At 59.8% G+C, this 26362-nt stretch carries 28 protein-coding genes; 9 read left to right on the top strand and 19 right to left on the bottom strand.

Translation table 11 applies throughout. The features are described 5' to 3' along the window. Positions 1-14: 14 nt before the first annotated feature. The 4 genes from PMI25_RS01410 (at position 15) to PMI25_RS01395 (ending at position 3687) form a co-directional block, all read left to right on the top strand. The gene (locus tag PMI25_RS01410; RefSeq protein WP_003223337.1) at positions 15-353 is read left to right on the top strand and encodes a YbaB/EbfC family nucleoid-associated protein; all 339 of its coding nucleotides are present in this window, start codon (positions 15-17) and stop codon (positions 351-353) included. 288 nt (positions 354-641) lie between these two features. Further along, positions 642-1676, top strand: coding sequence for an NADP-dependent oxidoreductase (locus PMI25_RS01405; RefSeq protein ID WP_007965552.1), 1035 nt, complete (start codon positions 642-644; stop codon positions 1674-1676). A gap of 66 nt (positions 1677-1742) precedes the next feature. Beyond that, positions 1743-2345, top strand: coding sequence for a recombination mediator RecR (gene recR / locus PMI25_RS01400; RefSeq protein WP_007965550.1), 603 nt, complete (start codon positions 1743-1745; stop codon positions 2343-2345). Positions 2346-2538: 193 nt separating this feature from the next. After that, on the top strand, positions 2539-3687 hold the full coding sequence (locus PMI25_RS01395; RefSeq protein ID WP_007965547.1) for an acyl-CoA dehydrogenase family protein: 1149 nt from the start codon (positions 2539-2541) through the stop codon (positions 3685-3687). Positions 3688-3795: 108 nt separating this feature from the next. Here PMI25_RS01395 and PMI25_RS01390 read toward each other — a convergent pair whose 3' ends face one another. Both PMI25_RS01390 and fnr read right to left on the bottom strand, forming a co-directional pair. Next, entirely contained in the window at positions 3796-4344 is a 549-nt protein-coding gene (locus tag PMI25_RS01390) for an adenine phosphoribosyltransferase (protein ID WP_003223345.1), read from the bottom strand. A 78-nt stretch (positions 4345-4422) separates the two neighbouring features. Then, entirely contained in the window at positions 4423-5157 is a 735-nt protein-coding gene (gene fnr / locus PMI25_RS01385) for a fumarate/nitrate reduction transcriptional regulator Fnr (protein ID WP_007965545.1), read from the bottom strand. A 155-nt stretch (positions 5158-5312) separates the two neighbouring features. Here fnr and PMI25_RS01380 point away from each other — a divergent pair, with 155 nt between their 5' ends. Beyond that, complete coding sequence (locus tag PMI25_RS01380; RefSeq protein ID WP_007965542.1) at positions 5313-5795, top strand: hypothetical protein; 483 nt, start codon at positions 5313-5315, stop codon at positions 5793-5795. Here the strand turns inward: PMI25_RS01380 and hemN are convergent. From hemN to PMI25_RS01340, 8 genes are all read right to left on the bottom strand, one after another. After that, positions 5792-7174 (bottom strand): oxygen-independent coproporphyrinogen III oxidase, encoded by a 1383-nt coding sequence (gene hemN / locus PMI25_RS01375; RefSeq protein WP_007965539.1) that lies wholly within the window; start codon positions 7172-7174, stop codon positions 5792-5794. The genes PMI25_RS01380 and hemN overlap by 4 nt on opposite strands. 301 nt (positions 7175-7475) lie before the next feature. Then, complete coding sequence (locus PMI25_RS01370; protein ID WP_007965538.1) at positions 7476-8159, bottom strand: sulfite exporter TauE/SafE family protein; 684 nt, start codon at positions 8157-8159, stop codon at positions 7476-7478. After that, entirely contained in the window at positions 8152-8364 is a 213-nt protein-coding gene (gene ccoS / locus PMI25_RS01365; RefSeq protein ID WP_007965536.1) for a cbb3-type cytochrome oxidase assembly protein CcoS, read from the bottom strand. Before ccoS ends, PMI25_RS01370 begins: the two co-directional genes overlap by 8 nt. Positions 8365-8386: 22 nt before the next feature. Further along, complete coding sequence (locus PMI25_RS01360) at positions 8387-10837, bottom strand: heavy metal translocating P-type ATPase (RefSeq protein ID WP_007965534.1); 2451 nt, start codon at positions 10835-10837, stop codon at positions 8387-8389. Between the two features lie 171 nt (positions 10838-11008). After that, entirely contained in the window at positions 11009-11548 is a 540-nt protein-coding gene (locus PMI25_RS01355) for a FixH family protein (RefSeq protein WP_007965532.1), read from the bottom strand. Between the two features lie 11 nt (positions 11549-11559). Next, positions 11560-12975: a cytochrome c oxidase accessory protein CcoG gene (ccoG, locus tag PMI25_RS01350; protein ID WP_007965530.1), complete on the bottom strand. Its 1416-nt coding sequence runs from the start codon at positions 12973-12975 to the stop codon at positions 11560-11562. Positions 12976-13197: 222 nt separating this feature from the next. Next, a complete protein-coding gene (locus PMI25_RS01345) occupies positions 13198-13608 on the bottom strand; it encodes a type II toxin-antitoxin system VapC family toxin (protein ID WP_007965528.1) in 411 nt (136 codons plus the stop codon). Beyond that, positions 13608-13862: a type II toxin-antitoxin system Phd/YefM family antitoxin gene (locus PMI25_RS01340; RefSeq protein ID WP_045121955.1), complete on the bottom strand. Its 255-nt coding sequence runs from the start codon at positions 13860-13862 to the stop codon at positions 13608-13610. The genes PMI25_RS01345 and PMI25_RS01340 overlap by 1 nt, the downstream gene beginning before the upstream one ends. 627 nt (positions 13863-14489) lie before the next feature. Here PMI25_RS01340 and PMI25_RS01330 point away from each other — a divergent pair. Then, complete coding sequence (locus tag PMI25_RS01330) at positions 14490-15494, top strand: metallophosphoesterase family protein (RefSeq protein ID WP_007965525.1); 1005 nt, start codon at positions 14490-14492, stop codon at positions 15492-15494. Positions 15495-15550: 56 nt separating this feature from the next. Here PMI25_RS01330 and ccoP (PMI25_RS01325) read toward each other — a convergent pair whose 3' ends face one another. The 8 genes from ccoP (PMI25_RS01325) to ccoN (PMI25_RS01290) all read right to left on the bottom strand — a co-directional run bounded on the left by ccoP (PMI25_RS01325) (position 15551) and on the right by ccoN (PMI25_RS01290) (position 22452). After that, positions 15551-16534: a cytochrome-c oxidase, cbb3-type subunit III gene (gene ccoP, locus PMI25_RS01325; RefSeq protein WP_007965524.1), complete on the bottom strand. Its 984-nt coding sequence runs from the start codon at positions 16532-16534 to the stop codon at positions 15551-15553. Further along, the gene (locus PMI25_RS01320; RefSeq protein WP_003175465.1) at positions 16531-16716 is read right to left on the bottom strand and encodes a CcoQ/FixQ family Cbb3-type cytochrome c oxidase assembly chaperone; all 186 of its coding nucleotides are present in this window, start codon (positions 16714-16716) and stop codon (positions 16531-16533) included. Before PMI25_RS01320 ends, ccoP (PMI25_RS01325) begins: the two co-directional genes overlap by 4 nt. A gap of 6 nt (positions 16717-16722) precedes the next feature. Continuing rightward, on the bottom strand, positions 16723-17331 hold the full coding sequence (ccoO, locus tag PMI25_RS01315; RefSeq protein WP_024164411.1) for a cytochrome-c oxidase, cbb3-type subunit II: 609 nt from the start codon (positions 17329-17331) through the stop codon (positions 16723-16725). Further along, positions 17331-18773, bottom strand: coding sequence for a cytochrome-c oxidase, cbb3-type subunit I (ccoN, locus tag PMI25_RS01310; RefSeq protein WP_007969186.1), 1443 nt, complete (start codon positions 18771-18773; stop codon positions 17331-17333). Before ccoN (PMI25_RS01310) ends, ccoO (PMI25_RS01315) begins: the two co-directional genes overlap by 1 nt. A 482-nt stretch (positions 18774-19255) precedes the next feature. Further along, positions 19256-20209 carry a cytochrome-c oxidase, cbb3-type subunit III gene (gene ccoP / locus PMI25_RS01305; RefSeq protein WP_007969187.1) on the bottom strand — a complete coding sequence of 318 codons (954 nt, stop codon included), beginning with the start codon at positions 20207-20209 and terminating at the stop codon, positions 19256-19258. Next, the gene (locus tag PMI25_RS01300; RefSeq protein ID WP_007969188.1) at positions 20206-20403 is read right to left on the bottom strand and encodes a cbb3-type cytochrome oxidase subunit 3; all 198 of its coding nucleotides are present in this window, start codon (positions 20401-20403) and stop codon (positions 20206-20208) included. The genes ccoP (PMI25_RS01305) and PMI25_RS01300 overlap by 4 nt, the downstream gene beginning before the upstream one ends. A 5-nt stretch (positions 20404-20408) precedes the next feature. Next, positions 20409-21017 carry a cytochrome-c oxidase, cbb3-type subunit II gene (gene ccoO, locus PMI25_RS01295; RefSeq protein ID WP_003223389.1) on the bottom strand — a complete coding sequence of 203 codons (609 nt, stop codon included), beginning with the start codon at positions 21015-21017 and terminating at the stop codon, positions 20409-20411. Between the two features lie 10 nt (positions 21018-21027). After that, complete coding sequence (gene ccoN, locus PMI25_RS01290; RefSeq protein WP_007969190.1) at positions 21028-22452, bottom strand: cytochrome-c oxidase, cbb3-type subunit I; 1425 nt, start codon at positions 22450-22452, stop codon at positions 21028-21030. Between the two features lie 95 nt (positions 22453-22547). Between ccoN (PMI25_RS01290) and PMI25_RS01285 the strand changes: the two genes are divergently transcribed. After that, positions 22548-23225, top strand: coding sequence for an alpha/beta family hydrolase (locus tag PMI25_RS01285; RefSeq protein ID WP_007969191.1), 678 nt, complete (start codon positions 22548-22550; stop codon positions 23223-23225). Between the two features lie 839 nt (positions 23226-24064). Then, positions 24065-24421: a DUF6124 family protein gene (locus tag PMI25_RS01280; protein WP_007969192.1), complete on the top strand. Its 357-nt coding sequence runs from the start codon at positions 24065-24067 to the stop codon at positions 24419-24421. Positions 24422-24716: 295 nt separating this feature from the next. On the opposite strand, the gene PMI25_RS01275 is transcribed toward PMI25_RS01280, so the two are convergent. Beyond that, the gene (locus tag PMI25_RS01275; protein WP_007969193.1) at positions 24717-25184 is read right to left on the bottom strand and encodes a hypothetical protein; all 468 of its coding nucleotides are present in this window, start codon (positions 25182-25184) and stop codon (positions 24717-24719) included. A gap of 221 nt (positions 25185-25405) precedes the next feature. Between PMI25_RS01275 and PMI25_RS01270 the strand changes: the two genes are divergently transcribed. Then, complete coding sequence (locus PMI25_RS01270) at positions 25406-25708, top strand: DUF6124 family protein (protein ID WP_045121937.1); 303 nt, start codon at positions 25406-25408, stop codon at positions 25706-25708. Positions 25709-26362: the final 654 nt, after the last annotated feature.

The following is a 26362-nucleotide window of genomic DNA, read 5'->3' as shown; positions in this document are numbered from 1 at the left end:
TTGAGGTGATTCCCATGATGAAAGGTGGCATGGCCGGCCTGATGAAGCAGGCGCAGCAGATGCAGGAAAAAATGGCCAAGATGCAGGAAGAACTGGCCAACGCCGAAGTCACCGGCAAGGCCGGTGGCGATATGGTCACTGTGGTAATGACTGGTCGTCACGACGTGAAAAGCGTCAGCATCGACCCAAGCCTGGTTGAAGGCCTGAGCGAAGACGACAAGGAAATGCTCGAAGCCGTGGTCGCTGCCGCCGTCAACGACGCCGTGCGCAAGATCGAAGCCAACAGCCAGGAAAAAATGGGCAGCATGACCGCCGGCATGAACCTGCCTGCGGGTATGAAACTGCCATTCTGATTCGCCAATGCGGGTTGGATGAGCTACACAAAATGCCAGGCATAGCGCCTGGCATTTTTGTTTCTGTTCCTCAGGCGTTCCGTATTCATTTGTGGCGAGGGAGCTTGCTCCCGCTCGGCGACGAAGTCGTCGTAAACCCTGAAAACCCGGTATACCTGAAAGAAAGCAGGGGGAGCGCTTCGCACTCCAGCGGGAGCCACAGGAGTCGAGTAGAAACATCGAACGCTGTGATGTCACCAAGGTCTGCTCCCTATACCCCTGAATTCCCCATTCACAGGAGACGCTGACATGTCCGACCCTCTGACCCTCAATCAACGCTTCGTCCTCGCCTCGCGTCCGGTGGGCGCGCCGACCCCGGAAAACTTCCGTCTGGAGCGCGAAGCGTTGCCGGATCTCGAAGACGGCCAGGTCCTGCTGAAAACCCTGTACCTGTCGCTGGACCCGTACATGCGCGGACGCATGAGTGACGCACCGTCCTACGCCGCACCGGTACAAATCGGCGAAGTGATGACCGGTGGCGCTGTCAGCCGTGTCGAGAATTCCCGTCATCCGAAATTCCATCAGGGCGATCTGGTGGTCGGCCTCACCGGCTGGCAGAGCCACAGCATCAGCGACGGCCGCAACATCATGCCAATCCCGTCCGGCCCGCCGAGTCCGTCGATGGCCCTGGGTGTGCTGGGCATGCCGGGGATGACCGCGTACATGGGCCTGATCGACATCGGTCAGCCGAAAGAAGGCGAAACCCTCGTCGTTGCCGCCGCCTCCGGTGCCGTCGGTTCGGTGGTCGGTCAGGTGGCGAAGATCAAGGGCCTGCGCGCCGTCGGTGTGGCCGGTGGCGCCGACAAATGCAAATACGTGGTCGAGGAACTGGGTTTCGATGCCTGCATCGATCACAAGGCGCCGGACTTTGCCGAGCAACTGGCCAAGGCCTGCCCGAACGGCATCGACATCTATTACGAAAACGTCGGCGGGCATGTGTTCGACGCCGTGGTGCCGTTGATCAATCCCAAGGCGCGAATTCCGCTGTGCGGGCTGATCGCCGGTTACAACGCCACTGAAGCGCCGCAAGGCCCGGATCGTCTGCCGATGCTGCAGCGCACCCTGCTGACCAAGCGCGTGCGGATTCAGGGCTTCATCGTGTTCGATGACTATGGCGACCGCCAGCCGGAATTCATCAGCCATATGGTGCCGTGGGTGCGCGACGGCAAGGTCAAGTTCCGCGAAGACGTGGTCGAAGGCCTGGAGCAGGCGCCCGAGGCGTTTATCGGTCTGCTGGAAGGGCGCAACTTCGGCAAACTGGTGGTGAAGGTTGCCCAGGACTGAGCATTTGACGCTGGCCAGAGGCGCGGGTATAAACCGCGTCTCGTTGTTTTGTCGGACTTTTTACCCATGAGCTTCAGCCCTTTGATTCGCCAACTGATCGACGCCTTGCGAACCTTGCCGGGTGTGGGTCAGAAAACCGCCCAGCGCATGGCGTTGCAGTTGCTCGAGCGTGATCGCAGCGGCGGCACGCGCCTGGCCCAGGCCCTGAGCCAGGCCATGGAAGGGGTCGGTCACTGCCGCCAGTGCCGGACGTTGACCGAAGACGATCTGTGCCCGCAGTGCGCCGACACGCGCCGCGACGACACGCTGCTGTGCGTGGTGGAAGGGCCGATGGACGTGTACGCGGTGGAGCAAACGGGTTTCCGTGGCCGCTACTTCGTGCTCAAGGGCCACCTGTCGCCGCTCGACGGTCTCGGGCCGGAAGCCATCGGTATTCCGCAGTTGATGGCGCGCATTGAAGAGGCGGGCACCTTTACCGAGGTCATCCTTGCCACCAACCCGACGGTGGAAGGTGAAGCTACTGCGCATTACATCGCCCAACTTCTGGCCAACAAAGGCCTGATCGCCTCGCGGATTGCCCATGGTGTGCCGCTGGGTGGGGAACTTGAGCTGGTGGATGGCGGGACGCTGGCGCATTCGTTTGCCGGGCGTAAACCCATCTCTCTCTGAGTTCAGCGGTGCGTTGACTGGCGCCTTCGCGAGCAAGCTCGCTCCCACAGGGGATTTGTGAATGACACAAAACTAATGTGGGAGCGAGCTTGCTCGCGAATGGAGCGATTCGGTTTATCTGATTCACACAATGTTGTTGAAAACCAAGCAAGCGCTCGGTTAACGTCGGCCAACCCTCCAGTGGAGTTCGCCGATGCCTGCCTTCCAGGAATACTTCGACCCCAGTCACCAAATGGTCCGCGACAGCGTCAGACGTTTCGTCGAGCGCGAGATCCTGCCGGGCATCGATGCGTGGGAAGAAGCCGAAAGCTTTCCCCGTGAGCTGTACCTGAAGGCCGGGGCGGCGGGGATTCTCGGCATTGGCTACCCGGAAGCGCTGGGCGGTAGCCACGAAGGTGAGGTGTTCGCCAAGATCGCCGCCAGCGAAGAACTGATGCGCTGCGGCTCCGGTGGTCTGGTCGCGGGCCTAGGGTCGCTGGATATCGGCCTGCCACCGATCGTCAAATGGGCCCGGCCCGAGGTGCGGGATCGTGTCGTGCCGCAAGTGCTTAGCGGCGAAAAGATCAGCGCGTTGGCAATTACCGAACCCGGCGGCGGTTCCGACGTCGCCAACCTGCAGACCCGTGCCGTGCGTGACGGCAATGTCTACCGGGTCAGCGGCAGCAAAACTTTCATCACCAGCGGCGTACGTGCCGATTTCTACACCGTCGCGGTGCGCACCGGAGCGCCGGGTTTCGGCGGCATCAGCCTGTTGCTGATCGAGAAGGACACCCCAGGCTTCACCGTAGGCCGCCAGTTGAAGAAAATGGGCTGGTGGGCCTCGGACACCGCTGAACTGTTCTTCGACGATTGCAGGGTGCCTGTGGACAATCTGATCGGCGCCGAGAACATGGGCTTCGCCTGCATCATGGGCAATTTCCAGAGCGAACGGCTGGCGCTGGCGCTGATGGCCAACATGACTTCACAACTGGCCCTCGAAGAAGCTCTGAAGTGGGCGCGTGAGCGTGAGGCCTTCGGCAAACCGATCGGCAAGTTTCAGGTGATCAAACACCGGTTGGCGGAAATGGCCACAGCGCTGGAAGTATCGCGCGAGTTCACCTACCGCCAGGCGGCGAAAATGGCGGCGGGGCAGAGCGTGATCAAGGAAATTTCCATGGCCAAGAACTTCGCCACGGATACCTCGGACCGGATCACCAGTGAAGCGGTGCAGATTCTTGGCGGCTTGGGTTACATGCGTGAAAGCCTGGTGGAGCGGCTGTATCGGGATAACCGCATTCTGTCGATCGGCGGCGGGACGCGGGAGGTGATGAACGAGGTCATCAGCAAGCAGATGGGGCTCTGAATCTTTGGTGAGGCTACTGGCCCCTTCGCGAGCAAGCTCGCTCCCACAGGAGAATGCATTCAACTGTGGGAGCGAGCTTGCTCGCGAAGGCGGTCTGAAGGGCGCTACTTATTTATCGGTCAAAGCAAACTGCGTCAGACAGAAAGTAGGAATCCCCATGTCCTCAAGACGCTGCGACCCCCCCAGCTCCGGCAAATCAATGATCGCCGCCGCCTCATGCACCCGCGCGCCCATGCGGCGGATCAGGTTGGCCGCGGCGATCAGCGTGCCACCGGTGGCAATCAAGTCATCGAACATCACCACCGAATCACCTTCGCACAGGCTGTCGGCGTGGACTTCGAGGAACGCTTCGCCGTACTCGGTCGCGTAACCTTCGGCCAGCACGTCCGCGGGCAGTTTGCCTTGCTTGCGGAACAGCACCAGCGGCTTGTTCAACTGGTAGGCCAGCACCGAACCGATCAGGAAGCCGCGCGCATCCATCGCGCCGATGTGGGTGAAGTCGGCTTCCACATAACGGTGGGCGAAGCTGTCCATCACCAGGCGCAGGGCCTTGGGCGACTGGAACAGCGGGGTGATGTCGCGAAAAATCACGCCCGGTTTCGGGAAGTCGATCACGGGGCGGATCAGGGATTTGATGTCGAAGGAGTCGAAGACCATCGTCGAGGTGTCCTGGCAGGGCTGCAAACGGCGCAGTATACCCGCGGCTGAAACGCTTCGCTCAACCGCGGATCGAGATCAGCCTTCGAGCGAGCCGCCGGCCAGGGCGCAGAGCTGAATCGGGTCGAGGATATGGATCTCCTTGCCCTCGGCGGCGATCAGTTCATTCTGCTGGAAGCGGGTGAATACCCGCGACACGGTTTCCACCGCCAGGCCCAGGTAATTGCCGATTTCGTTGCGCGACATGCTCAGGCGGAACTGGTTGGCCGAGAACCCGCGAGCCCGGAAGCGCGCCGACAGGTTGACCAGGAAGGTGGCGATGCGCTCGTCGGCGGTTTTTTTCGAAAGCAACAGCATCATCTGCTGGTCGTCGCGGATCTCGCGGCTCATCACCCGCATCAACTGACGGCGCAGTTGCGGCAGTTGCAGGGCCAGTTCATCAAGGCGTTCGAAAGGAATTTCACAGACCGAGGTGGTCTCCATGGCCTGGGCCGACACCGGGTGTTTCTCGGTGTCCATGCCGGACAGGCCGACCAGTTCGCTCGGCAGGTGGAAACCGGTCAGCTGTTCTTCACCGCTGTCGCTCAGGCTGAAGGTTTTCAGGGCGCCGGAGCGTACTGCATAAACGGAATCGAAAGTGTCGCCCTGGCGGAACAGGAATTCGCCCTTTTTCAACGGGCGGCCACGTTTAACGATTTCGTCCAGCGCATCCATGTCTTCCAGATTCAGAGAAAGTGGCAGGCAGAGAGGGGCCAGGCTGCAATCCTTGCAATGGGCCTGGTTGTGAGCGCGCAGTTTGACTGGCTCGGACATTTCTTAAATCCTTGTGGGAAAACACACATAAGCCGTAAGGGTAACCCACGGGAGGACATTCAGGCCAGTCTGTGGCGAGATTGCCCCGCGGGCGTAAAGCCGCAGGGCAAGTGGCCGATAAAGGGGTATCACCACGCATGCAAGGAATCGCTTCGATGGCCGCCATTGACACGCTGAACCCCGGTAGCAGCGGCGTTGCGTCTGCGCCGAGCTCCGCCAGGACAGGGGGCGGCGACGAGCAGAATCCCGCCTCTGCGCCGTTGGCAACCCCGACCTTGGTCGAGGGCGTCAAAGTGTCGCTGTCCGGCGCCTCCATCGAAAAGTCCTTCAGCGTCGGTGGCGAGAACAGCGACATCGAAGACAGCGGCTTGCCCGAGAACGTCCAGCAGTTGCTGAAGATGATCCGCAAACTGCAAAAAGAGATCGCCGAGAAGAAAGCCCGGATGGCCGCCGTCATGTCCGACAAAACCATGACCAACGAAGCCAAGGTCAATATGCTCGCCGCCCTGCGCGGTGCCATCGCCGCACTGAATACCGGGCTGATCAGCGCCAATCTGGCGCTGTCCAAAGTCATGGATCAGTCCGGCCTCACCTCCGAGCAAAACCTCAAGCTCGGCTCGTTGCTGACGAAAAACTAGATCACCCGAGAGAAGCGCTGGCGGTTCTGCTGTTCCAGATACGCGTCGAACACCATGCACACCGAACGCACCAGCAGGCGCCCGGCTGGCAGCACTTCGATGCGCTCGCGCTCCAGACTGATCAGCCCATCGTTGGCCATGCCTTGCAGTTGCGGCCACAGCGCGCCGAAATAACCCTGAAAATCGATGTTGAACGCTTGCTCGATCTCGGCGAATTCCAGGCTGAAATTGCAGATCAGTTGCTGGATCACCGCGCGGCGCAGGCGATCGTCGGCATTGCACACCAGGCCACGGCTGGTCGCCAGTTGCGCGGCGGCGAGGGTGTTCTGGTACTGGTTCAGGTCGCTGTTGTTCTGGCAGTACAGGTCGCCGATCTGGCTGATCGCCGACACTCCCAGGCCAATCAGATCGCAATGTCCGTGGGTGGTGTAGCCCTGAAAGTTGCGCTGCAGGGTCTGTTCTTCCTGAGCAATCGCCAACTCATCGTCGGGCAGGGCGAAGTGATCCATGCCGATATAGCGGTAACCGGCGGCGGTCAATTGCTCGATGGTGCGCTGCAGCATTTCGAGTTTTTGCGCAGGGCTCGGCAGCTCGTGGCTGTTGATCCGCCGCTGCGGCATGAAACGTTCCGGCAGGTGTGCATAGTTGAACACCGAGAGCCGGTCCGGTTGCAGGCTGATGACTTCGTCGACGGTGCGCGCAAAGTTCTCCGGGGTCTGCTTGGGCAGGCCGTAGATCAGATCGATGTTGATCGAGCGAAATTGCAGGGTGCGCGCCGCATCGATCACCGCGCGGGTTTCTTCCAGGCTCTGCAGGCGATTGACCGCCCGTTGCACCGCCGGATCCAGGTCCTGCAGGCCAATGCTGACCCGGTTGAAACCCAGTTCGCGCAACAGACCCATGGTCGACCAGTCGGCCTCGCGCGGGTCGATCTCGATGCCGTAGTCGCCGGAATCGTCATCCAGCAGATTGAAGTGTTTGCGCAGGTGCGCCATCAGCTGCCGCAGTTCGTCGTGGCTGAGAAAGGTCGGAGTGCCACCGCCGAAGTGCAACTGCTCGACTTTCTGCGTCGGCTCCAGATGGCAGGCAATCAACTGGATTTCCTGCTCCAGGCGTTGCAGATACGGCTGTGCACGCCCGCGATCCTTGGTGATGACCTTGTTGCAGGCGCAGTAGTAACAAATGTTCGCGCAGAACGGCACGTGCACATACAGCGACAACGGGCGCTGCGCCTTGCGGCTGTCGCGCAGGGCATGGAACAGGTCGAAGGTGCCGACCTGACTGTTGAATTGCACGGCCGTCGGGTACGAGGTATAGCGCGGCCCCGCCAGGTCGTAGCGGCGGATCAGATCAGTGTCCCAACGAATGGCGTCGAGCATGCGGGCATTCCCCCGGATAGGCTGGCAGTGTGGCGAGTCTATCGGGGTGCGACGACGGGGCTGTTGATTTGCATCAACGGCGACGAGAAGTGACTGCTTTGTGGTGAGGGGATTTATCCCCGATCGGCTGCGAAGCAGTCGTAAAGCCTATGTACGCGGTGTCACTGGAGGAATGCCGGGGTGCGCTTCGCACACCATCGGGGATAAATCCCCTCACCACAATAAATCCCCTCACCACAATAAATTCCCTCACCAAAGTAAATCCTTCACCACAATGAATCTTCTCAGGGCTGTGGTCAGGTCAGTGACCCATCAACCAATGTTGGTGAGGGCCAGGAAGGGTCCAGATCCCGAACACAATCACCAGCAACCCCCCAGCCATGCGCACGCTGCGTTTGCGCAGCAACGCCGTGACCCGCTCGGCCGCCAGCCCTGTCGCCAGCAGCACCGGCCAGGTGCCCAGCCCGAATGCCAGCATCAACAACGCACTGTCCAGCGCATTGCCCTGGCTCGCCGACCACAGCAGCGTGCTGTAAACCAGACCACACGGCAGCCATCCCCACAACGCGCCGAGCAATAACGCACGGGGCAGACTCGATACCGGCAGCAGACGATTGGCCAGCGGCTGGATGTAACGCCACAAGCCACGGCCGAGGCTTTCGATGCGGGTCAGGCCGCTCCACCAGCCGGCCAGATACAGGCCCATGGCGATCAGCAGCAGTCCGGCGAGGATGCGCATGATCATCGCCGCCGGGCTGTTCGCTACCGCCCAACCGGCGAGGCCGATCAGCAAACCGGCGGTCGCGTAACTGAGGATCCGACCGAGGTTGTACGCCAGCAGCAGACGAAAGCGCCGGCTGCGCTGTTCTTTGGGAATCGCCAGGGTCAGTGCGCCCATCAGGCCGCCGCACATGCCCAGGCAATGCCCGCCACCGAGCAGGCCGAGGATCAGCGCGGAAACCAGCAAGGGTGCCAGCTCAAGCATGGGGTGGCGCCTTGTCCTGCGGTTTGTCGGCTTTGGCTTCGTCCACGGCGGCGGTATGGTTCGGGTCCTGATCGTCGAACAGGATGCTGTGGGCCGGGCCGTCGAGGTCGTCGTACTGCCCGCTGTCCACCGCCCAGAAAAAGATGTACACGGCGATGGCCACGATCAGCAGGGCGGCCGGGATCATCACGTAAAGAGCTGGCATCGGTACTCCAGGCCCGTGCGGCTCAAGCCGGCAACGGGCGGGTTTCTGAGCGGGTGCTGGCGACCGGCGCACTCGGCAGGCGAGTCAGGCGCAAGGCGTTGAGCACCACGGTCAACGAACTGATCGACATGCCGACCGCAGCCCACACCGGGGTGATCCAGCCGAGGGCGGCGAACGGCAACATGAGGCCATTGTACAGCGCCGCCCACAGCAGGTTCTCGATGATTACCCGACGGGTGCGCCGCGCCAGTGTGAACGCCTGCACCAGCGCGTCGAGGCGGTTGGACAGCAGCACCGCGTCGGCACTGGTTTTCGCCAGATCGGTGGCCGAACCCATGGCCACGCTGATGTCGGCAGCAGCCAGCACCGGCACGTCGTTCACCCCATCACCGAGCATCAGCACTTTGCGTCCTTGTGCGTGCAGTTGTTGCAGCACTTGCAGTTTGTCATCCGGGCGCAGACCGCCACGGGCCTCGTCGACTCCCAGCTCGGCGGCGACGCTGGCGACCATCGGCGAGCTGTCGCCGGACAACAGCAATGTGCGCCAGCCACGAGCCTTGCACGCGGCGAGCAGGGCGGGCGCATCGTCGCGCAGGCGGTCGTCGAGGACGAACCAGGCCAACGGCCCTTGATCATCCCCCAGCAACAGCCACTGGCCCGGTTCGTCCGGCATCGCGGGGATCGGCGAGCCGCTGAGGGCGCAGACAAACTCGGCCTGACCAATGCGCAAACGCTGCGCGCCCACCAGCCCCTCGAGACCCAGCCCCGGCGTGCCGTGCACCTCTTCAGCCGCCAGTGGCGCACGACCGAAGGCGCGGGCAATCGGGTGTTCCGAACGGTTTTCGAGGGCCGCGGCAAGGCTCAGGCACTGGTCGCTGTTCAACGTGCCCAGTGGAAGGATCGAACGCAAAACCAGCCGCCCCTCGGTGAGGGTACCGGTCTTGTCGAAGATCACCGTATCGATCTGGTTCAGGCCTTCCAGCACATGGCCACGCGTCAGCAACAGACCGAGTTTGTGCAGGGTGCCAGTGGCGGCGGTCAACGCCGTCGGGGTTGCCAGCGACAGCGCGCAAGGGCAAGTCGCGACCAGCATCGCCAGCACGATCCAGAACGCCCGCGACGCATCCAGCTGCCACCACAACAGGCCGATGGCCGCCGCTGCAATCAGCGACAATAGCAAGAACCACTGCGCCGCGCGGTCGGCGATTTCCGCCAATCGCGGTTTCTCGGCCTGGGCGCGATCGAGCAGACGGACGATGGCCGACAGGCGCGTGTCCTGACCCAGCGCCAGTACCTCGACGGTGAGCGCGCCCTCGACATTCAGCGTGCCAGCAGTGACCGCATCGCCCAGCGTGCGCGGTTGCGGCAGGTATTCGCCGGTCAGCAGCGATTCGTCGATGCTCGACTGGCCATCGAGGATCTTGCCATCCGCCGGCAGGATCGAACCCGGTTGCACCAGCACCCGGTCGCCGAGGCGCAGTTCGTTTTGCAGAATGCGTTCGCTCTGGCCGTCGGCGTCGAGGCGCAGGCACGAGGCTGGCAACAGGTTCACAAGCTGCGCGGTAGCAGCGGCGGTGCGTTCGCGGGCCCGGCGTTCCAGATAGCGTCCGGCAAGGAGGAACAGTGCGAACATCCCGACCGCATCGAAATACAGCTCGCCGACCCCGGTGATCGAGGTCCAGATCCCGGCGATGTAGGCGCTGCCGATCGCCAGTGACACCGAGACGTCCATGGTCAGATGGCGGGTGCGCAGGTCGCGCATGGCGCCCTTGAAGAACGGCGCGCAGCTGTAGAACACGATCGGCGTAGTGAGAAACAGCGCGACCCAGCGCAGGATCGTGTGCAGTTCGGGGCTGAGGTCGATGTTGAATTCCGGCCAGGTGGCCATGGTTGCCATCATCGCCTGAAACCACAGCAGACCGGCGACACCGAGTTGGCGCAGCGCGAGACGGTTTTCGCTGGCCAGTTGCTCACTGGCGCGGTCGGCCTGATACGGGTGGGCGGCGTAACCGATGTGGCGCAGCTCGGCGAGGATCTGGCTCAGCGGCAATTGCCCGTCGGCCCATTGCACATGCAGGCGATGGTTGGACAGATTGAGCCGCGCTTCGGCCACTGCCGGCAGGGTGCGCAGGTGTTTTTCGATCAGCCAGCCGCAGGCGGCGCAACTGATGCCTTCCATCAACAGCGTGGTTTCGGCGAGCTCGCCCGCGTGACGGACGAAGGGCTTTTGCACGTCGGCGCGGTCGTACAGCGCCAGTTCATCGGTCAATTGCACCGGCAAGGCTTCGGGGTTGGCCGAGGCTTCGCTGCGATGCTGGTAATAACTTTCCAGACCACCGGCAACGATGGCTTCGGCCACGGCCTGACAGCCGGGGCAGCAGAACTCGCGGGACTCCCCGAGCACGACGGCGGTGAAGCGGCTGCCTGACGGAACGGGCAGGGCGCAGTGGTAGCAGGGGAGTGGGGTGGTCATTTGTGATGCCGTGCAAATCTCAAATCTATTGTGGCGAGGGAGCTTGCTCCCGCTCGGCTGCGAAGCAGTCGTATGGCAGCGAACTCATTCTGCCTGAATGAACCGGGAAGCTGGTTATAGGGGCGCTTCGCACCCCAGCGGGAGCAAGCTCCCTCGCCACAGTGCAGCTTTTTATTTATCCAGGTCTTCGGCGCCCTGCAGCGGTTCATCGCCGAGCAGCAGATCCTTGTCGTGGCTGACCTGTTCTTCTTCGAACATGCGCCACACGTGGTCGTCCTGGCTGCCGAGCAATTCGACAAAACGCCGACCTTCAACCTTGTCGCCCAACTGGCCGATGTAACGACCGGCCTCGGTTTCGCTGCGGGTCAGGACGATCTTGCGATCCTTCTCTGGCTGGGTCGGTGAGATCAGGTTCAGTTCCAGGGTTTTCGGCTGGCTGGCACCGCTCAGGCGCAGGTCGACTTCGCCGGTGAGTTCATCGAGATGGACGTTGGCGCGCATCTTCAGATCCTGCGCCAGCAGTTCACGGTCCAGCGAGCGGTTGATGCCTTTTCCGGCCTCGTAGTAGTTGTCGTTGACCAGGTTGTCCGGGTTGTTCACCGCGATGGTCACCATCGACAGGGTCAAGGTCACCGAACAGGCCAGAATCCCGATGATGATCCATGGCCAAAGGTGCTTGTACCAAGGACTGGCGGCGTTTGCTGCAGGCATGTTCAGTTCTCTCAACGGGTTTGTGGGCCGATGAATCGGCTCTTGGCTTCAACGTGAACGCTGTCGTCGTCGGCGTCCTTGAGGATGAATTTCACCTCGTTGGTGCTCGACGGCAATTGTTCCGGTGCGCTCGACAACTCCACCGGCATGCTGAAGATTTCACCGGCCGGGACCTTGATCTCGCGTCTGCCTTGCAGGCGCAGATCCGGCAGGCCGGCGGCTTCCAGCACGTAGGTGTGGTCGCGCTGATCCTTGTTCATGATCTTCAGGCTGTAGACGTTTTCGATCCGGCCTTCGGCGTTCTCGCGGTACAGCACGCGGTCCTTGCTGACGTCGAAGCCGACCAGCGAGCGCATGAAGAACGCCGTCACCAGCAGACTGATCATCGCCAGCAGCACCACCGCATAGCCGATCAGGCGTGGCCGCAGTTTATGGGTTTTCTGGCCGGAGAGGTTGTGTTCGGTGGTGTAGCTGATGAGGCCGCGCGGGTAGTCCATCTTGTCCATGATCGCGTCGCAGGCGTCGATGCACGCCGCGCAACCGATGCACTCGATCTGCAGACCGTCACGAATGTCGATGCCGGTCGGGCACACCTGAACGCACATGGTGCAATCGATGCAATCGCCCAGACCCATGGCCTTGTAGTCGACACCTTTCTTGCGCGGGCCACGGCTTTCGCCGCGACGCGGGTCGTAGGAAACAATCAGGGTGTCCTTGTCGAACATCACGCTCTGGAAACGTGCGTACGGGCACATGTAGATGCACACCTGCTCGCGCAGCCAGCCGGCGTTGCCGTAGGTGGCGAGGGTGAAGAAACCGACCCAGAAGTACGACCAGCCATCGGCCTGGCCAGTGAAGAACTCGAACACCAGTTCGCGGATTGGCGAGAAGTAACCGACGAAGGTCATGCCGGTGACGAAACCGATCAATAGCCACAGCGAATGTTTGGCGAGTTTGCGCAGGAACTTGTTGCCGCTCATCGGCGCTTTATCGAGCTTGATCCGCTGGTTGCGGTCGCCCTCGGTGACCTTCTCGCACCACATGAAAATCCACGTCCACACGCTTTGCGGACAGGTGTAGCCGCACCAGACGCGGCCAGCGTAAACGGTGATGAAGAACAGGCCGAACGCGGCAATGATCAGTAACCCCGACAGCAGAATGAAGTCCTGCGGCCAGAAGGTCGCACCAAAGATGAAGAACTTGCGTTCCGGCAGGTTCCACCACACCGCCTGATGCCCGCCCCAGTTCAGCCAAACCGTACCGAAATACAACAGGAACAGCGCGGCGCCGCCGATCATCCGCAGATTGCGGAACAGGCCGGTGAAAGCACGGGTGTAGATTTTTTCTCGAGAGGCGTAAAGATCGACGCTGTTGTTCGCGTTTTTGCTCGGTGGTGTGACGTCGTGTACCGGAATCTGGTTACTCATCATTGCATCCCACGGCAGTGGACAAATGCCTCGGTCGATACGTGCCGACCGCGGTCAGAAAGGGGTGTCGCAGTGGCGCAATGATACGCCTGTCGCTCTGGCTCAAAGGTGCGACCTTTGGTCGCGTTGGGGAAAAAGCATTATTGGTGTAGCGAATGCAGCAAAGCCTGATGCAGATCAATTGACTTGTTGAGTATGGACGGTTTTGGGGTGGCGGCTAATTCATTGTTCCCACGGGTTGATCAGGGTGACGCCGCTCGAGCGGAAATCACCGACATTGCGGGTGACCACTGTGAGTCCATGCACCAGGGCCGTGGCAGCTATCAATGCATCGCTTTCATTGGCTTGGTCGGGTACATGCAGGCTGGCACAACGCAGTGCCACCGCGGCATCGACCGGCAGGATTCGGGCTTCGAATGCCGGAATGACGTGACGCGTCAGCCAACTGCGCAACAGCTTTCCTTGAGCAGGATCACGCCGTTCCATTCGCAGTACTCCGGTTTCCAGTTCTTTCAAAGTAATGGCGGAAATGTACAGGCGCGGGGCGATGATGCCTTTGGCCCAACTGACCACATTGGCATCGGCCTGCGGCTTGCGAAGTTCGGAAATCACATTGGTGTCGAGTAAATACATCAGGACAGATCCACGGGACGATGAATGATGACTGCGCGCTCGGTTTCGAAATCGATGTCGGCATCCTCCGGCATGACCAACAAATCGACAATGCTCGTGTTTGCGCCGCTCAGTTTCTGATATTCCTCAATGCTCAACAGAACATGAGAGGCCTTGCCACGGTCGGTGATGATCACTGGACCCAGACGCGCAGCCTTTTTGGCGCTGCTGGTGTCCTGATTGAATTCACGGCTGGAGATGGTGGTGATTGCCATCATGGTTGACCTCTCGCAATACAGATGTAGCAACGTTACTACTTCGCCTTGGGGGCGGCAATCGAGGAAGACAGGACTCAGCCGTCCGTTGGTCGGTCCGTGGCAGGCATCAGTCGAGCCAGCCTCGCACAAGGCGCAGGCCGGCTCGGGTTGATTCAGGCGTGGCTTCAAGACTCAGGGAAGTCTGCCGCCGCCCAGGCTCTCGAGACTGCCGGTATTTCTGTGGGGCTTTGTGGTGCTTCTGGAGTCGGGTTGCAACGGATTACCCAGTGTCACGGCAATCGATTCCACGGGGTGGTTCGATGGATCGATTGCCTGATCGTTGTCTGTGAGTTTCTGATCAACCGGCAGAGGGTCTGTGCTGTCATTCAACATAGCGGCTTCATCCTTGAAGTGGCTCCGATGAGGGTCAACGGGCTGTGGACGACCCTACAGAGCATAGCGAATCGAGTCCATCAGGCATGTGTCTCAAAGTATTAATTTCGAAGGCGATTTTAATATTTCAGAAATATGATTAGTTAATTAGTGGCTTTTGTTTTCCTGTTTTTTTCGAATAGCTTAGTGGCTGTTCTGCAGCGTGTTGGTTGCATGTTCATGTTTTGAAATTTAACGGAATAATGGAGTGTTATGAAAATCAAGGAAGTTAAAAAGCTTTTCGCTTGTCTGTGTCTGATGTCCCTGACTTCTCTCGCCAGTGCCAATGAAGGTATGCCGCAGCACATGGTATTTGCATCAGACCCGCAATACCCGTGGACAGAAAAGTCGGACAGTGGCGAGGATGAGTCGAGCGCGGATTTCGAAAAGCGCGCGAAATGGCTGGTGGAAACCCAGTTCGCGAGCATTGCCCAGTTTCGCAGCGAGATGGGCGGGCAGGGCGCCGTGCCCCTGATGATCAACGGCGACATGACCGCGTTCGGCCATGGCTGGCAGCGCTCCTATGTCGGTTCGATGCTGAAAAAACACTTTGGCGATCACGTGCTCTACGGATTGGGCAATCACGACTACCAGAACAACGTGAATGACTGTTTCAGTGAAAGTTGCGCAGCGGGCAGTATTGTTGATTACCGTGATCATCATGTCGGTAAAGTCGATGAATTTGATCTGGAAGTCACTGGCAGTTTTGTGAATAAACACTATCTGGGTAGTCTTGCTTATTCAAAGAATATTGGTGAAGTGCATCTGGTGCAGTTGAACAATGAACCCACTTATGCGGTGAAGATTTCTCACGCGTTGAATCCGACCACATTCGATATCACGGCGTCGCTGGACTGGCTGGAAAATGATTTGCGAATAGCGCGAGCGCAGGGCTACGCGATCATTATCAACATGCACAAGCCCTATGAGTGGAAAGGCAGTTGGGATCAAGAGAAGCGCTTTCGCGAAATGATTGAAAAGTATCAGGTGACGGCGATGTTCGCCGGCCACTTCCACGACGAGGGTGGTAGCCAGACCTATATGGGGAGCGTGCCGATGTTTCTCAGCGGTTCAGCTTCTCAGCAGACGTACCTGACCGCCACGTTTTCCAAGGATCGCAAGCAATTGGAGGTGAGTCTGGTCGAGGACAATCAGTGGCGCAAACGTACGCCGGTGGCCACCGTGCCGGTGAAGTCGATCCGGGCCAGTAACCCATAAAAAAATCCCCCGCCAGAGCACTGGCGGGGGATTCTTCATTACATCAAGCCCTGGCCTTACTGCGCCTCGGCTTCCGGCGCTTTTTCACCGTGGGACAGGCTGTACACGTACGCTGCCAGCAGGTGCACCTTGTCGTTGCCTTGCAGTTGTTCCTGCGCCGGCATCTGGCCCTGACGGCCGTAACGGATGGTCTGCTGCAGTTGCGCGAAGCTCGAACCGTAGATGAACGCGGCCGGGTGGGTCAGGTTCGGTGCGCCCATGGCCGGCGTGCCTTTGCCTTCCGGACCGTGGCAGGCCACGCAGTTGGCGGCGAACAGTTTCTGGCCGTTGGCCGGGTCAGCCTTGGTGCCTTCCGGCAGTTTGCGGCCATCAAGTTGAGTCACGACGAAAGCTGCGACGTCGGCTACGCCTTGTTCACCAATGACTTCGGCCCAGGCCGGCATCACCGCGTGACGACCGCCCATGATGGTGGTCTTGATGGTTTCCGGCTCACCGCCCCAGCGCCAGTCGGCGTCGGTCAGGTTCGGGAAACCATAGGCGCCCTTGGCGTCGGAACCGTGGCACACCGAGCAGTTGGAGGCGAACAGGCGGCCACCCATCTTCAGCGCTTGCGGATCCTTGGCGACTTCTTCGATCGGCATCGCCGCGAACTTGGCGAAGATCGGACCGAATTTGGCGTCCGAGCGGGCCATTTCCTTTTCCCACTCGTGTACGCCGGTCCAGCCGGTCTGGCCGTTGGCGAACGCGGTCTGCTTGTCGTTATCGAGGTAGTTGTAGCCCGGCAGCAGGCCTTTCCAGTTGCCCAGGCCCGGGTACAGCACCAGGTAACCGAGGGCGAACACGATGGTGCCCACGAACAGCATGAACCACCATTTCGGCAGTGGGTTGTCGTACTCCTCGATCCCGTCGAAGGAGTGGCCGACGGTCTCTTCCGTCTGTTCGCTGCGCTGGCCCTTGCGGGTCGACAGCAGCAGCCAGGTCAGGGCGAAGATCGTACCGAGACTGAGGACTGTGACGTACAGACTCCAGAATGTAGTCATTCTTTGTTACTCCTAGAAGCTTGCTCGACGTGCTTGATGGCTTCGGGATCATCCGCAAAAGGCAACAAGGTTGCGTCTTCAAACTCCGACTTGCGCTTGGGGCTGAACACCCACAATGCCAAACCGATGAAGGCCACCATCACGACGACGGTGCCCAGGCCGCGAATCATCCCGATATCCATGAAGAATCACCGTTTGCTTTTGATGATGGTGCCCAGGCCCTGAAGGTAGGCCACCAGCGCGTCCATTTCGGTTTTGCCCTTCACGGCATCTTTTGCACCGGCGATGTCTTCGTCGGTGTAAGGGACGCCGAGCGTGCGCAACACTTCCATTTTCTTGGCCGTGTCTTTGCCGTCGAGCTTGTTTTCCACGAGGAACGGGTAAGCCGGCATTTTCGACTCAGGCACCACGTTGCGCGGGTTGTACAGGTGCGCACGTTGCCAGTCATCGGAGTAACGACCGCCCACGCGAGCCAGATCCGGGCCGGTACGTTTGGAACCCCACAGGAACGGGTGATCCCAGACGCTTTCACCGGCAACCGAGTAGTGGCCGTAGCGTTCGGTTTCAGCGCGGAACGGGCGGATCATCTGCGAGTGGCAGCCGACACAACCGTTGGCGATATAGACGTCGCGGCCTTCCAGTTCCAGGGCCGAACGCGGCTTCATGCCTTCGACCGGCTTGTTGGTGACGTCCTGGAAAAACAGCGGAACGATCTGGGTCAGGCCGCCAATGCTGACAGCGATGACCATGAAGAAGGCCAGCAGCCCAATATTCTTCTCGACAGCTTCATGCTTCATCAGTGAGCTCCAACAACAGCGATCTGGGCGGCGGCTTCGGCTTCCGCCGCGTTCGAGGCGCGCACGGTGCGCCAGACGTTGTAAGCCATCAGGAACATGCCGCTGGCGAAGAAAGCACCGCCCAGGGCACGGACGATGTAACCCGGGTGGCTGGCCTGCAGCGCTTCGACGAACGAGTAAGTGAGGGTGCCGTCATCGTTGATTGCACGCCACATCAGACCCTGAGTGATGCCGTTGACCCACATCGAGGCGATATAGAGCACGGTGCCGATGGTCGCGAGCCAGAAGTGCGCGTTGATCAGGCCGACACTGTGCATCTGCGCACGACCGAACAGTTTCGGGATCATGTGGTAGATCGCGCCGATCGAAATCATCGCCACCCAGCCCAGCGCGCCGGCGTGAACGTGGCCGATGGTCCAGTCGGTGTAGTGCGAGAGCGAGTTGACGGTCTTGATCGCCATCATCGGCCCTTCGAAGGTCGACATGCCGTAGAACGCCAGCGACACCACGAGGAAGCGCAGGATCGGGTCGGTGCGCAGCTTATGCCAGGCGCCCGAGAGGGTCATCATGCCGTTGATCATGCCGCCCCAGCTTGGCGCCAGGAGGATGATCGACATCGCCATGCCCAGCGATTGTGCCCAGTCCGGCAGCGCGGTGTAGTGCAGGTGGTGCGGGCCGGCCCAGATGTACAGGGTGATTAGTGCCCAGAAGTGCACGATCGACAGGCGATAAGAGTAGATCGGACGTTCGGCCTGTTTCGGCACGAAGTAGTACATCATCCCGAGGAAGCCGGTGGTCAGGAAGAAACCCACGGCGTTGTGCCCGTACCACCACTGGATCATCGCGTCGGTCGCGCCTGAATAGGCGGAGTAAGACTTGAAGAAGCTGACCGGCAGGGAGGCGTGGTTGACGATGTGCAGCATCGCGGTCACGACGATGAACGCGCCGTAGAACCAGTTACCGACGTAGATGTGCTTGGTCTTGCGCTTGGTGATCGTGCCGAAGAACACCAGCCCGTAGGAGACCCAGACAATGGCCAGCAGAATGGCGAGCGGCCATTCCAGTTCGGCGTATTCCTTGGTGGTGGTGTAACCCAGCGGCAAGGTAATGATTGCGCCGACGATGACTGCCTGCCAGCCCCAGAAGGTGAAGGCGGCGAGGCTGTCGGAGATCAGTCGCGTCTGGCAGGTTCGCTGCACGACATAGTAGGAAGTGGCAAACAGTGCACAACCACCGAAGGCGAAAATCACCAGGTTTGTGTGCAACGGGCGCAGGCGTCCAAAGCTCGTCCACGGCAGACCGAAGTTCAACTCCGGCCAGACCAGTTGCGAGGCGATGAAGACACCAAGCCCCATGCCAAGGATCCCCCAGACCACCGTCATGATGGCGAACTGGCGGACTACCTTATAGTTATAAGCAGTCGGACTGATTGCTGTGCTCATTCTAAGGTTCCACGGTTTGGGTGTTTTATTAGGATTAAAATCGGCCGCAAGTATGCAGAGAGCAGGGGGTCATTGCAACGCGCCATGACCTGGGTCAATGCTTTCCAACGCTGATTCTGCGGCCTTTCCATACGCCGCGTAAGGTCAAAATCGGCCTCGGACAAAATGTCGCAGCGGATGAAAAAAGCGAGGGGTTCAGGTCGGTTGTAACGGGGTGTGTTCAAACGCTCAGTTCGGGTGACGGACGGTAAATGGCACGACAGCCGGTATCTACCGGCGTTTGCGGCCACATCAGTCAGCCGGTTCGCAGAACACAGCAGTCAGCGTTGACCTGGAACCAGCACAAGCCAGTCCGCATCGAGCAAGCGTAGACCCGAATCCGGGGAACCGAAAGGAGAGGGTGTGACGGGGTGCGACAATGCGTCGCAAAGGGGCGGGATGCTGCCGCACCGAGAATGGTGCGGCAGAGGTGTACGCAATGCTTATTGCTTGTTGTCTTCAGTAATCAGTTTTTCTGTATTCAATCCGTGCGACAGGCTGTACACATAAGCGGCAAGCAATTGCACTTTATCGTTGCCCAACAGCTCGTTCTGCGCCGGCATATGGCCCTGACGACCGTGGCGGATGGTCTGCTCAAGCTGCGTCAGACTCGTGCCATAAATAAATCCGGCCGGGTGCGTCAGATTCGGCGCACCCATGGCTTCAGTGCCGTGGCCGGTTGCCCCATGACAGGCTACGCAGGTGGTGCTGAACGCTTGCTGTCCGGCTTGCAGGTCAGCCTTGCTGTCGGCGGGCAGTGGCAGGCCGGCCAGTTCGTGACGCACATACGCGGCGACGTTCTTCACCCCGGCTTCACCGAGCACTTCGCCCCAGGCCGGCATCGCCGCCATCCGCCCACCCATGATGGTGGTCTTGATGGTTTCGGCATCGCCGCCCCAGCGCCAGTCCTTGTCGGCCAGGTTAGGGAAGCCGAACGCGCCCTTGGCGTCGGAACCGTGGCACACCGAGCAGTTGGAGGCGAACAGCCGGCCACCCATTTTCAGCGCCTGCGGATCCTTCGCCACTTCTTCCACCGGCATGGCGGCGAATTTGGCGAAGATCGGCCCGAATTTGGCGTCGGCCTTGTTCATTTCCTTTTCCCATTCGTGCACGCCGGTCCAGCCGTCCTCGTAGCCGGGCAGGATGCCTTTCCAGTTGCCCAGGCCCGGATACAGGATCAGATAGCCCACGGAAAACACCAGCGTGCCGGCGAACAGCATGAACCACCACTGCGGCAGCGGGTTGTCGTACTCCTCGATGCCGTCGAAGCTGTGGCCCATGGTCTGGTCGACGCTGCCCTTGGTCTCGCCCCGGCGGGTGCCGATCAACAGCCAGGTCAGGCCGATCAGGCTGCCGATGGTCAGTACGCAGATCCACGTACTCCAGAAGGTGGTCATGGCCGGGTACTCCTTGGTTCAGGTGCTTGGGTAATGTCGGGTTGCGGCTCGTCGGCGAACGGCAGCAGGCGCGCTTCGGCGAATTCCGGCGTGCGCTTGCGGTTGAACACCCAGATCGTCAGGCCGACGAAGGCGACGAACACCACAACGGTGCCGAGGCCGCGAATCAGCCCTGAGCTCATTTCAATGACCATCGTGCTTACCTCTTGCTCTTGATCGCAGTGCCGAGCACTTGCAGGTAGGAGACGAGGGCGTCCATTTCGGTCTTGCCCTTGAGGCTGGCGACCGCGCCGCTGATGTCATCGTCGGTGTATGGCACGCCGAGGGTGCGCATGGTCTTGAGCTTGGTTTCGGTGTGGCTGCTGTCGACCGCTTGCGTCACCAGCCACGGGTAGGCCGGCATTTTCGACTCAGGCACGACGTTGCGCGGGTTGTACAAGTGCGCGCGGTGCCAGTCGTCCGAGTAACGCGCGCCGACTCGCGCCAGATCCGGCCCGGTACGCTTGGAGCCCCAGAGGAACGGGTGATCCCACACGCTCTCGCCGGCCACCGAGTAGTGCCCGTAGCGTTCGGTTTCGGCGCGGAACGGACGGATCATCTGCGAGTGGCAACCGACGCAGCCTTCGCGGATGTAGATGTCGCGGCCTTCCAGTTGCAGCGCGGTGTAGGGCTTCATGCCTTCCACCGGTTTGTTGGTGACGTCCTGGAAGAACAGCGGGACGATCTGGGTCAGGCCGCCGATGCTCACGGCAAACACCATCAGCAGCATCAGCAGGCCGACGTTCTTTTCAATCGTTTCGTGTTTCATGGCGGACTCCTCAGGCCATCTGCGCGGCAGCAACGACGTCAGCAGGCTGCGAGGCCCGCACGGTGCGCCAGGTGTTGTAAGCCATCAGGAACATGCCGCTGAGGAAGATCGCCCCGCCAATCAGCCGCACGACGAAGCCTGGGTGGCTGGCCACCAGGGTTTCGACGAAGGAGTAGGTCAGCGTGCCGTCCTCGTTGACTGCGCGCCACATCAGGCCCTGGGCGATGCCGTTGACCCACATCGAGGCGATGTAGAGCACGGTGCCGATGGTCGCGAGCCAGAAGTGCGCGTTGATCAGGCCGATGCTGTGCATCTGCTCTTTGCCGAAGACTTTCGGGATCATGTGGTACAGCGCGCCGATCGAGATCATCGCCACCCAGCCGAGCGCGCCGGCGTGAACGTGGCCGATGGTCCAGTCGGTGTAGTGGGAGAGGGCGTTCACCGTCTTGATCGCCATCATCGGACCTTCGAAGGTCGACATGCCGTAAAACGCCAGCGAGACCACGAGGAAGCGCAGGATCGGGTCGCTGCGCAACTTATGCCAGGCGCCCGAGAGGGTCATCATGCCGTTGATCATGCCGCCCCAGCTCGGTGCCAGCAGAATCAGCGACATCACCATGCCCAGCGACTGCGCCCAGTCCGGCAGCGCGGTGTAGTGCAGGTGGTGCGGGCCCGCCCAGATGTACAGGGTGATCAGCGCCCAGAAGTGCACGATCGACAGGCGATACGAATACACCGGACGTTCGGCCTGTTTCGGCACGAAGTAGTACATCATCCCGAGGAAACCGGCGGTGAGGAAAAAGCCTACGGCGTTGTGGCCGTACCACCATTGCACCATCGCGTCGGTCGCACCGGCGTACACCGAGTAGGACTTGGTAAAACTCACCGGCAACTCAAGGTTGTTGACGATGTGCAGAATCGCCACGGTGATGATGAACGCGCCGAAGAACCAGTTGCCGACATAGATGTGCTTGGTCTTGCGCTGCATGATCGTGCCGAAGAACACGATGGCGTACGCGACCCAGACGATGGTGATCAGGATGTCGATCGGCCATTCCAGTTCGGCGTATTCCTTGGAACTGGTGTAACCCAGCGGCAGGCTGATCGCTGCCAGCAGGATCACCAGTTGCCAGCCCCAGAAGCAGAACGCGGCGATTTTCGGCGCAAACAGCTGGGTCTGGCAGGTGCGTTGCACCGAGTAGAACGAACTGGCGAACAGCGCGCAGCCACCGAAGGCGAAGATCACCGCGTTGGTGTGCAGCGGGCGCAGACGGCCGAAACTGGTCCAGGGCAAATTGAAGTTGAGTTCCGGCCAGACCAATTGGGCCGCGAGAAAAACCCCGAGCCCCATGCCGACGATGCCCCACACCACCGTCATAATGGCGAATTGGCGGACCACCTTGTAGTTGTAGGCGGTACTGATAGAAGTGTTCATGGTTCCCCATCCACGGTTCAGCCGAAGTGAGCGCGCGCAGAAAACGCCGCGAATCCTTCGCCTGGAGTTATAGGCAGACTAAAAGCGAGGCAAGCATGGACAAACAGCACAAGGCCAGTATTGACGGGGATCAATGGGCGCAGTGCGTGCGGGATCGTGGGTGGTTGTGGGATGCCGCGTCGGGCGAGGCTTCGGCGACGCTGATCCTGGCCCATGGGGCGGGGGCGCCGATGGACAGCGACTGGATGAACGATATGGCTGGGCGCCTTGCTGCACTTGGGGTGAATGTGTTGCGGTTTGAGTTTCCTTATATGGCGCAGCGGCGGGTGGATGGCAGTAAACGCCCGCCTAATCCGGCGCCGAAACTACTTGTGTGTTGGCGCGAAGTGTTCGCTGAAGTGCGACGTCATGTCACTGGGACTTTGGCCATTGGTGGTAAGTCCATGGGCGGGCGGATGGCCAGTCTGCTTGCCGATGAGCTTGGCGCCGATGCGCTTGTCTGTCTCGGATATCCGTTTTATGCGGTTGGGAAACCGGAGAAACCGCGGGTCGAACATCTGGCGGGGCTGAAGACTCGGACGCTGATTGTTCAGGGCGAGCGGGATGCTCTGGGTAATCGGGAGGCGGTTGAGGGGTATTCGTTATCGCCGGGGATTGAGGTGTTTTGGCTGGCGGCGGGGGATCATGATTTGAAGCCGCTGAAGGTTTCCGGGTTTACGCATGAGCAGCATTTGGCTTCGGCTGCGGAGAAGGTTGCCGGGTTTCTTCGGTGAGGCTTTGTTTGGGGGGCATATCCGTTGCTGCGGTCATGGCCACTTAGGGTTTCGCCCTTACGGCGACTCACTTTTTTTACAAACGCCTAAAAAAAGTAAGCAAAAAAACGCTTGCTCCAACGTTCGGCCCGCTCGCTAAAGCTCGGGGTCCCTTCGCTCCGGGCTCCATCCGGGCGCAGCGCCTCCGGTTTGCTTCGCTGCACCTCCTCTCGCTGTGTTTGGCTTCGCCAAACGGTCGCTGCGCTCCCACCCCCGGATGAATCCCTCCGCTCAGCCTTCCGACGTCGCCCATGAATCAAGATCAAGAGCGACAGCCGAGCTTGCGCTCATCCTGGAGTGGGGCGGCTGCGCCGCGGGTTTTGTGTAGGAGCTGCCGAAGGCTGCGATCTTTTGATCTTGTGGGAGCGAGCCTGCTCGCGAAAGCGGTCTGACAGACACCAACAAAAACACACGGCATTTGCGGATTTTTCTGCCGGTAAACGCAATCCTGCAAACACGTTTAAATCACACAATCCGTTACGCCGCCGGGCCTACAACGCCTTGCGCCGTTACCTACGCGTACGCCAGAATCCGCCGGCTTACACGGCTATGGGCCGGGCTATATCGTTTCCCGGTCACTGGAAAACAGTGATCGGGTTTGGTAGCCCGTCTGTAATAGCTGTATGGCAACACCTATGCAGTCCCTTTTTGGGACTCGGTTTTATGGTGGTCATGCGTGGGGCTCATTCGTGAGCGCCGGGTTCCTATTGCAGCCGGTCTACCAACCCGCGTATGGCCGCCACCCATCGTTTGGTAGCGTGGGTGATGGCTCCTTTAAATCTGCGATAGGAGTTACATCCATGTTCAAAGCCACGCCCAACCCACCAGAAACTGATCCAACCCCTCGCCACCCCGAGCTTGAGTCCCAAAAGACAAAAGAAGCCGCCGACCGCGCACTCGACTATTACCTTGGCCCCGATATCCCGAAGTACTTCCCACCCAAGGCTCGCCCCATCTACATGGTCGATCCCACGCTCGATGACGAAACGCTGCTCGTCGAAGCCAGCGAATCACTGTCGTCAGCCAACGCCATGGCCGGCAATATCGCCAACTCGGTGAAAGGCCCCGAGCGCAAACCGCTGCTGGCGCTGCAACAGCTGATCATGCTGAACGAGCTGGTGGTCAATCGACTGCTGGACAAGCTGCGGTTGCCTTAATAATTTCGCTGGCCGTTATGGCCTTATCGCGAGCAGGCTCACTCCTACAGGGCATCGTGGTCAGGCAAATAATCGGCGGGCACCGCAGAACCAATGCAGGAGTGAGCCTGCTCGCGAAAACGGTCTGCCGAGCGACATCAATTTCAGACAGGCAACTAAAAGCCCGGAAGCATTCGCTTTCCGGGCTTCCAGTATCAAAAGATCGCAACTTGCGGCAGCTCCTGCACGAAGTCATTCTTTCAAGGTGCGTTGAGGGGGACTTGCCCGGCGTTGCAGCAATCAAAACCTGCCAGGGTTAATCCGCTTCAGACGGCCTCAGTCTTGTCATGGTGAAAGTCCCCTTGGGCATCAGACGATAGCGATGACTCTTGAACACGGCCTCGAATGATCCCGTAGCGATGTCCGTTTCAGGGTCATATTTGATGCTGAGGATCGCCGAGTCGGCGTCTACCGTAGCCATTCCGATAAATCCCGGCGGCGCAGGTACCCAATGGCTGTGTACACATGTCAGCCCGTCGTCGAAGTTATAGTCACCTGTGAGTGCCTCATCGGATTGGTAGGGCAAAGTCAGGGCGAAAGCAAAATAGCTTTCATCGTCGAAATTTCCAGTTCCACCACTGATGGACCAATACCGCTGACCCACAATCTCATCCTGATAGAAAGATCTGAATTTCGCTGTTTGCTTTATATCGCCCAATCTCCATTCAAACCTGTCATCACTGACGAGTGGTTTTTTCGGGAGAAACATAACGTGAGTGGTCATTGTTAAACCTGCCTTTCGATTAAGAGGAGGTGTTACAACCGACTGCAATTACGGTTTCTCTTGATATCCGCTCGAACAGGTGTGCGTCTACTGTCAGATCTGACAGCTAGGCAGCCAGCCTTATATGTGCTGGTCAGCTAATAACGTTGCCGAGACTGCGTGAATATCCGTTGCCGCGGTAACGGCCAATTAAGGTTTCGCCCTTACGACGACTCACTTCTTTGACAAACACCTCAAAAGTAAGCAAAAAAACGCTTGCTCCAACGTTCGGCCCGCTCGCTGGAGCTCGGGGTTCCTTCGCTCCGGTATCGATCCGGGGGCAGCGCCTACGGTTTGCTTCGCTGCACCTCCTCTCGATCGCCGAGGCTTGCGAATCGTTGTCGTCGGCCAAAGTCATGGCTGGCAATATCGCCAACTCAATCGATGGCCCGGAGGGCAATCCGCTGCTGGCGCTGCAACAGCTGATCATGTTGAACGAGCTGCTGGTTAATCGATTGCTGGACAAACTGCGGTTGCCTCAATAATTCCGCTGGCCGTTATGGCCTCTTCGCGAGCAAGCTCGCTCCCACATTGGTTCTGCGTACACAGGACTAAATGTGGGAGCGAGCTTGCTCGCGAATGCGGTCGGCCAGACACCACCAGTTTCAGACTGGCAACAAAAAGCCCGGACGCTTTAGCTGTCCGGGCTTACAGGTCAAAAGATCGCAGCCTTCGGCAGCTCCTACAGGTGATCGGTGTAGGAGCTGCCGAAAGCTGCGATCTTTTGATTTACTTTGTGGTGGATAGCCTGCCAGTGATCACATATTTATCGAACACTTTCTGCCCATCACGCGCGGCTTGCCGAACATCCAGGAATGTCAGTTCATTACGAACTTTCTGTTTGTGGGGTTTTTGCGTGGGGTATGTATTCATGCTGGCCGATCTGTGTGATTGAGTAGCGACCGGCAAACGATAGAACTTGGCTGTACCGAGCACCAGTCGGCGTATTCTGGCGCAGTCGTAGGCAGTGTCTGCGTTGCTTGAGTGAGATCGTCGTTGGTAGAGAAGGCCTCATCGCGAGCAAGCTCGCTCCCACATTTGGAATGCATTTCCCTGTGGGAGTGAGCCTGCTCGCGAATGCGGTCTGCCAAGCACCATCACTTTCAGACTGGCAATAAAAAGCCGACGCTTCGTCTGTC

Origin of the sequence: Pseudomonas sp. GM30, assembly GCF_000282275.2 — a bacterium.
Taxonomy (GTDB): domain Bacteria; phylum Pseudomonadota; class Gammaproteobacteria; order Pseudomonadales; family Pseudomonadaceae; genus Aquipseudomonas.
This window is presented reverse-complemented; position numbering and strand designations above follow the sequence as displayed.

What these genes read in the sequence shown, in the direction of transcription:
- PMI25_RS01280 (WP_007969192.1), top strand. Translation starts at nt 24,065, where the DNA reads ATGTTCAAAGCCACGCCCAACCCACCAGAAACTGATCCAACCCCTCGC.
- PMI25_RS01285 (WP_007969191.1), top strand. Translation starts at nt 22,548, where the DNA reads ATGGACAAACAGCACAAGGCCAGTATTGACGGGGATCAATGGGCGCAG.
- PMI25_RS01340 (WP_045121955.1), bottom strand. Translation starts at nt 13,862, where the DNA reads ATGGCAATCACCACCATCTCCAGCCGTGAATTCAATCAGGACACCAGC.
- PMI25_RS01360 (WP_007965534.1), bottom strand. Translation starts at nt 10,837, where the DNA reads ATGACCACCCCACTCCCCTGCTACCACTGCGCCCTGCCCGTTCCGTCA.
- PMI25_RS01300 (WP_007969188.1), bottom strand. Translation starts at nt 20,403, where the DNA reads ATGGTCATTGAAATGAGCTCAGGGCTGATTCGCGGCCTCGGCACCGTT.
- ccoG (WP_007965530.1), bottom strand. Translation starts at nt 12,975, where the DNA reads ATGAGTAACCAGATTCCGGTACACGACGTCACACCACCGAGCAAAAAC.
- PMI25_RS01410 (WP_003223337.1), top strand. Translation starts at nt 15, where the DNA reads ATGATGAAAGGTGGCATGGCCGGCCTGATGAAGCAGGCGCAGCAGATG.
- recR (WP_007965550.1), top strand. Translation starts at nt 1,743, where the DNA reads ATGAGCTTCAGCCCTTTGATTCGCCAACTGATCGACGCCTTGCGAACC.
- PMI25_RS01345 (WP_007965528.1), bottom strand. Translation starts at nt 13,608, where the DNA reads ATGTATTTACTCGACACCAATGTGATTTCCGAACTTCGCAAGCCGCAG.
- PMI25_RS01395 (WP_007965547.1), top strand. Translation starts at nt 2,539, where the DNA reads ATGCCTGCCTTCCAGGAATACTTCGACCCCAGTCACCAAATGGTCCGC.
- PMI25_RS01405 (WP_007965552.1), top strand. Translation starts at nt 642, where the DNA reads ATGTCCGACCCTCTGACCCTCAATCAACGCTTCGTCCTCGCCTCGCGT.
- PMI25_RS01355 (WP_007965532.1), bottom strand. Translation starts at nt 11,548, where the DNA reads ATGCCTGCAGCAAACGCCGCCAGTCCTTGGTACAAGCACCTTTGGCCA.
- ccoN (WP_007969190.1), bottom strand. Translation starts at nt 22,452, where the DNA reads ATGAACACTTCTATCAGTACCGCCTACAACTACAAGGTGGTCCGCCAA.
- fnr (WP_007965545.1), bottom strand. Translation starts at nt 5,157, where the DNA reads ATGTCCGAGCCAGTCAAACTGCGCGCTCACAACCAGGCCCATTGCAAG.
- PMI25_RS01370 (WP_007965538.1), bottom strand. Translation starts at nt 8,159, where the DNA reads ATGCTTGAGCTGGCACCCTTGCTGGTTTCCGCGCTGATCCTCGGCCTG.
- ccoN (WP_007969186.1), bottom strand. Translation starts at nt 18,773, where the DNA reads ATGAGCACAGCAATCAGTCCGACTGCTTATAACTATAAGGTAGTCCGC.
- PMI25_RS01380 (WP_007965542.1), top strand. Translation starts at nt 5,313, where the DNA reads ATGGCCGCCATTGACACGCTGAACCCCGGTAGCAGCGGCGTTGCGTCT.
- ccoP (WP_007965524.1), bottom strand. Translation starts at nt 16,534, where the DNA reads ATGACTACATTCTGGAGTCTGTACGTCACAGTCCTCAGTCTCGGTACG.
- ccoS (WP_007965536.1), bottom strand. Translation starts at nt 8,364, where the DNA reads ATGCCAGCTCTTTACGTGATGATCCCGGCCGCCCTGCTGATCGTGGCC.
- PMI25_RS01320 (WP_003175465.1), bottom strand. Translation starts at nt 16,716, where the DNA reads ATGGATATCGGGATGATTCGCGGCCTGGGCACCGTCGTCGTGATGGTG.
- ccoO (WP_024164411.1), bottom strand. Translation starts at nt 17,331, where the DNA reads ATGAAGCATGAAGCTGTCGAGAAGAATATTGGGCTGCTGGCCTTCTTC.
- hemN (WP_007965539.1), bottom strand. Translation starts at nt 7,174, where the DNA reads ATGCTCGACGCCATTCGTTGGGACACTGATCTGATCCGCCGCTACGAC.
- ccoP (WP_007969187.1), bottom strand. Translation starts at nt 20,209, where the DNA reads ATGACCACCTTCTGGAGTACGTGGATCTGCGTACTGACCATCGGCAGC.
- ccoO (WP_003223389.1), bottom strand. Translation starts at nt 21,017, where the DNA reads ATGAAACACGAAACGATTGAAAAGAACGTCGGCCTGCTGATGCTGCTG.
- PMI25_RS01390 (WP_003223345.1), bottom strand. Translation starts at nt 4,344, where the DNA reads ATGGTCTTCGACTCCTTCGACATCAAATCCCTGATCCGCCCCGTGATC.
- PMI25_RS01275 (WP_007969193.1), bottom strand. Translation starts at nt 25,184, where the DNA reads ATGACCACTCACGTTATGTTTCTCCCGAAAAAACCACTCGTCAGTGAT.
- PMI25_RS01330 (WP_007965525.1), top strand. Translation starts at nt 14,490, where the DNA reads ATGAAAATCAAGGAAGTTAAAAAGCTTTTCGCTTGTCTGTGTCTGATG.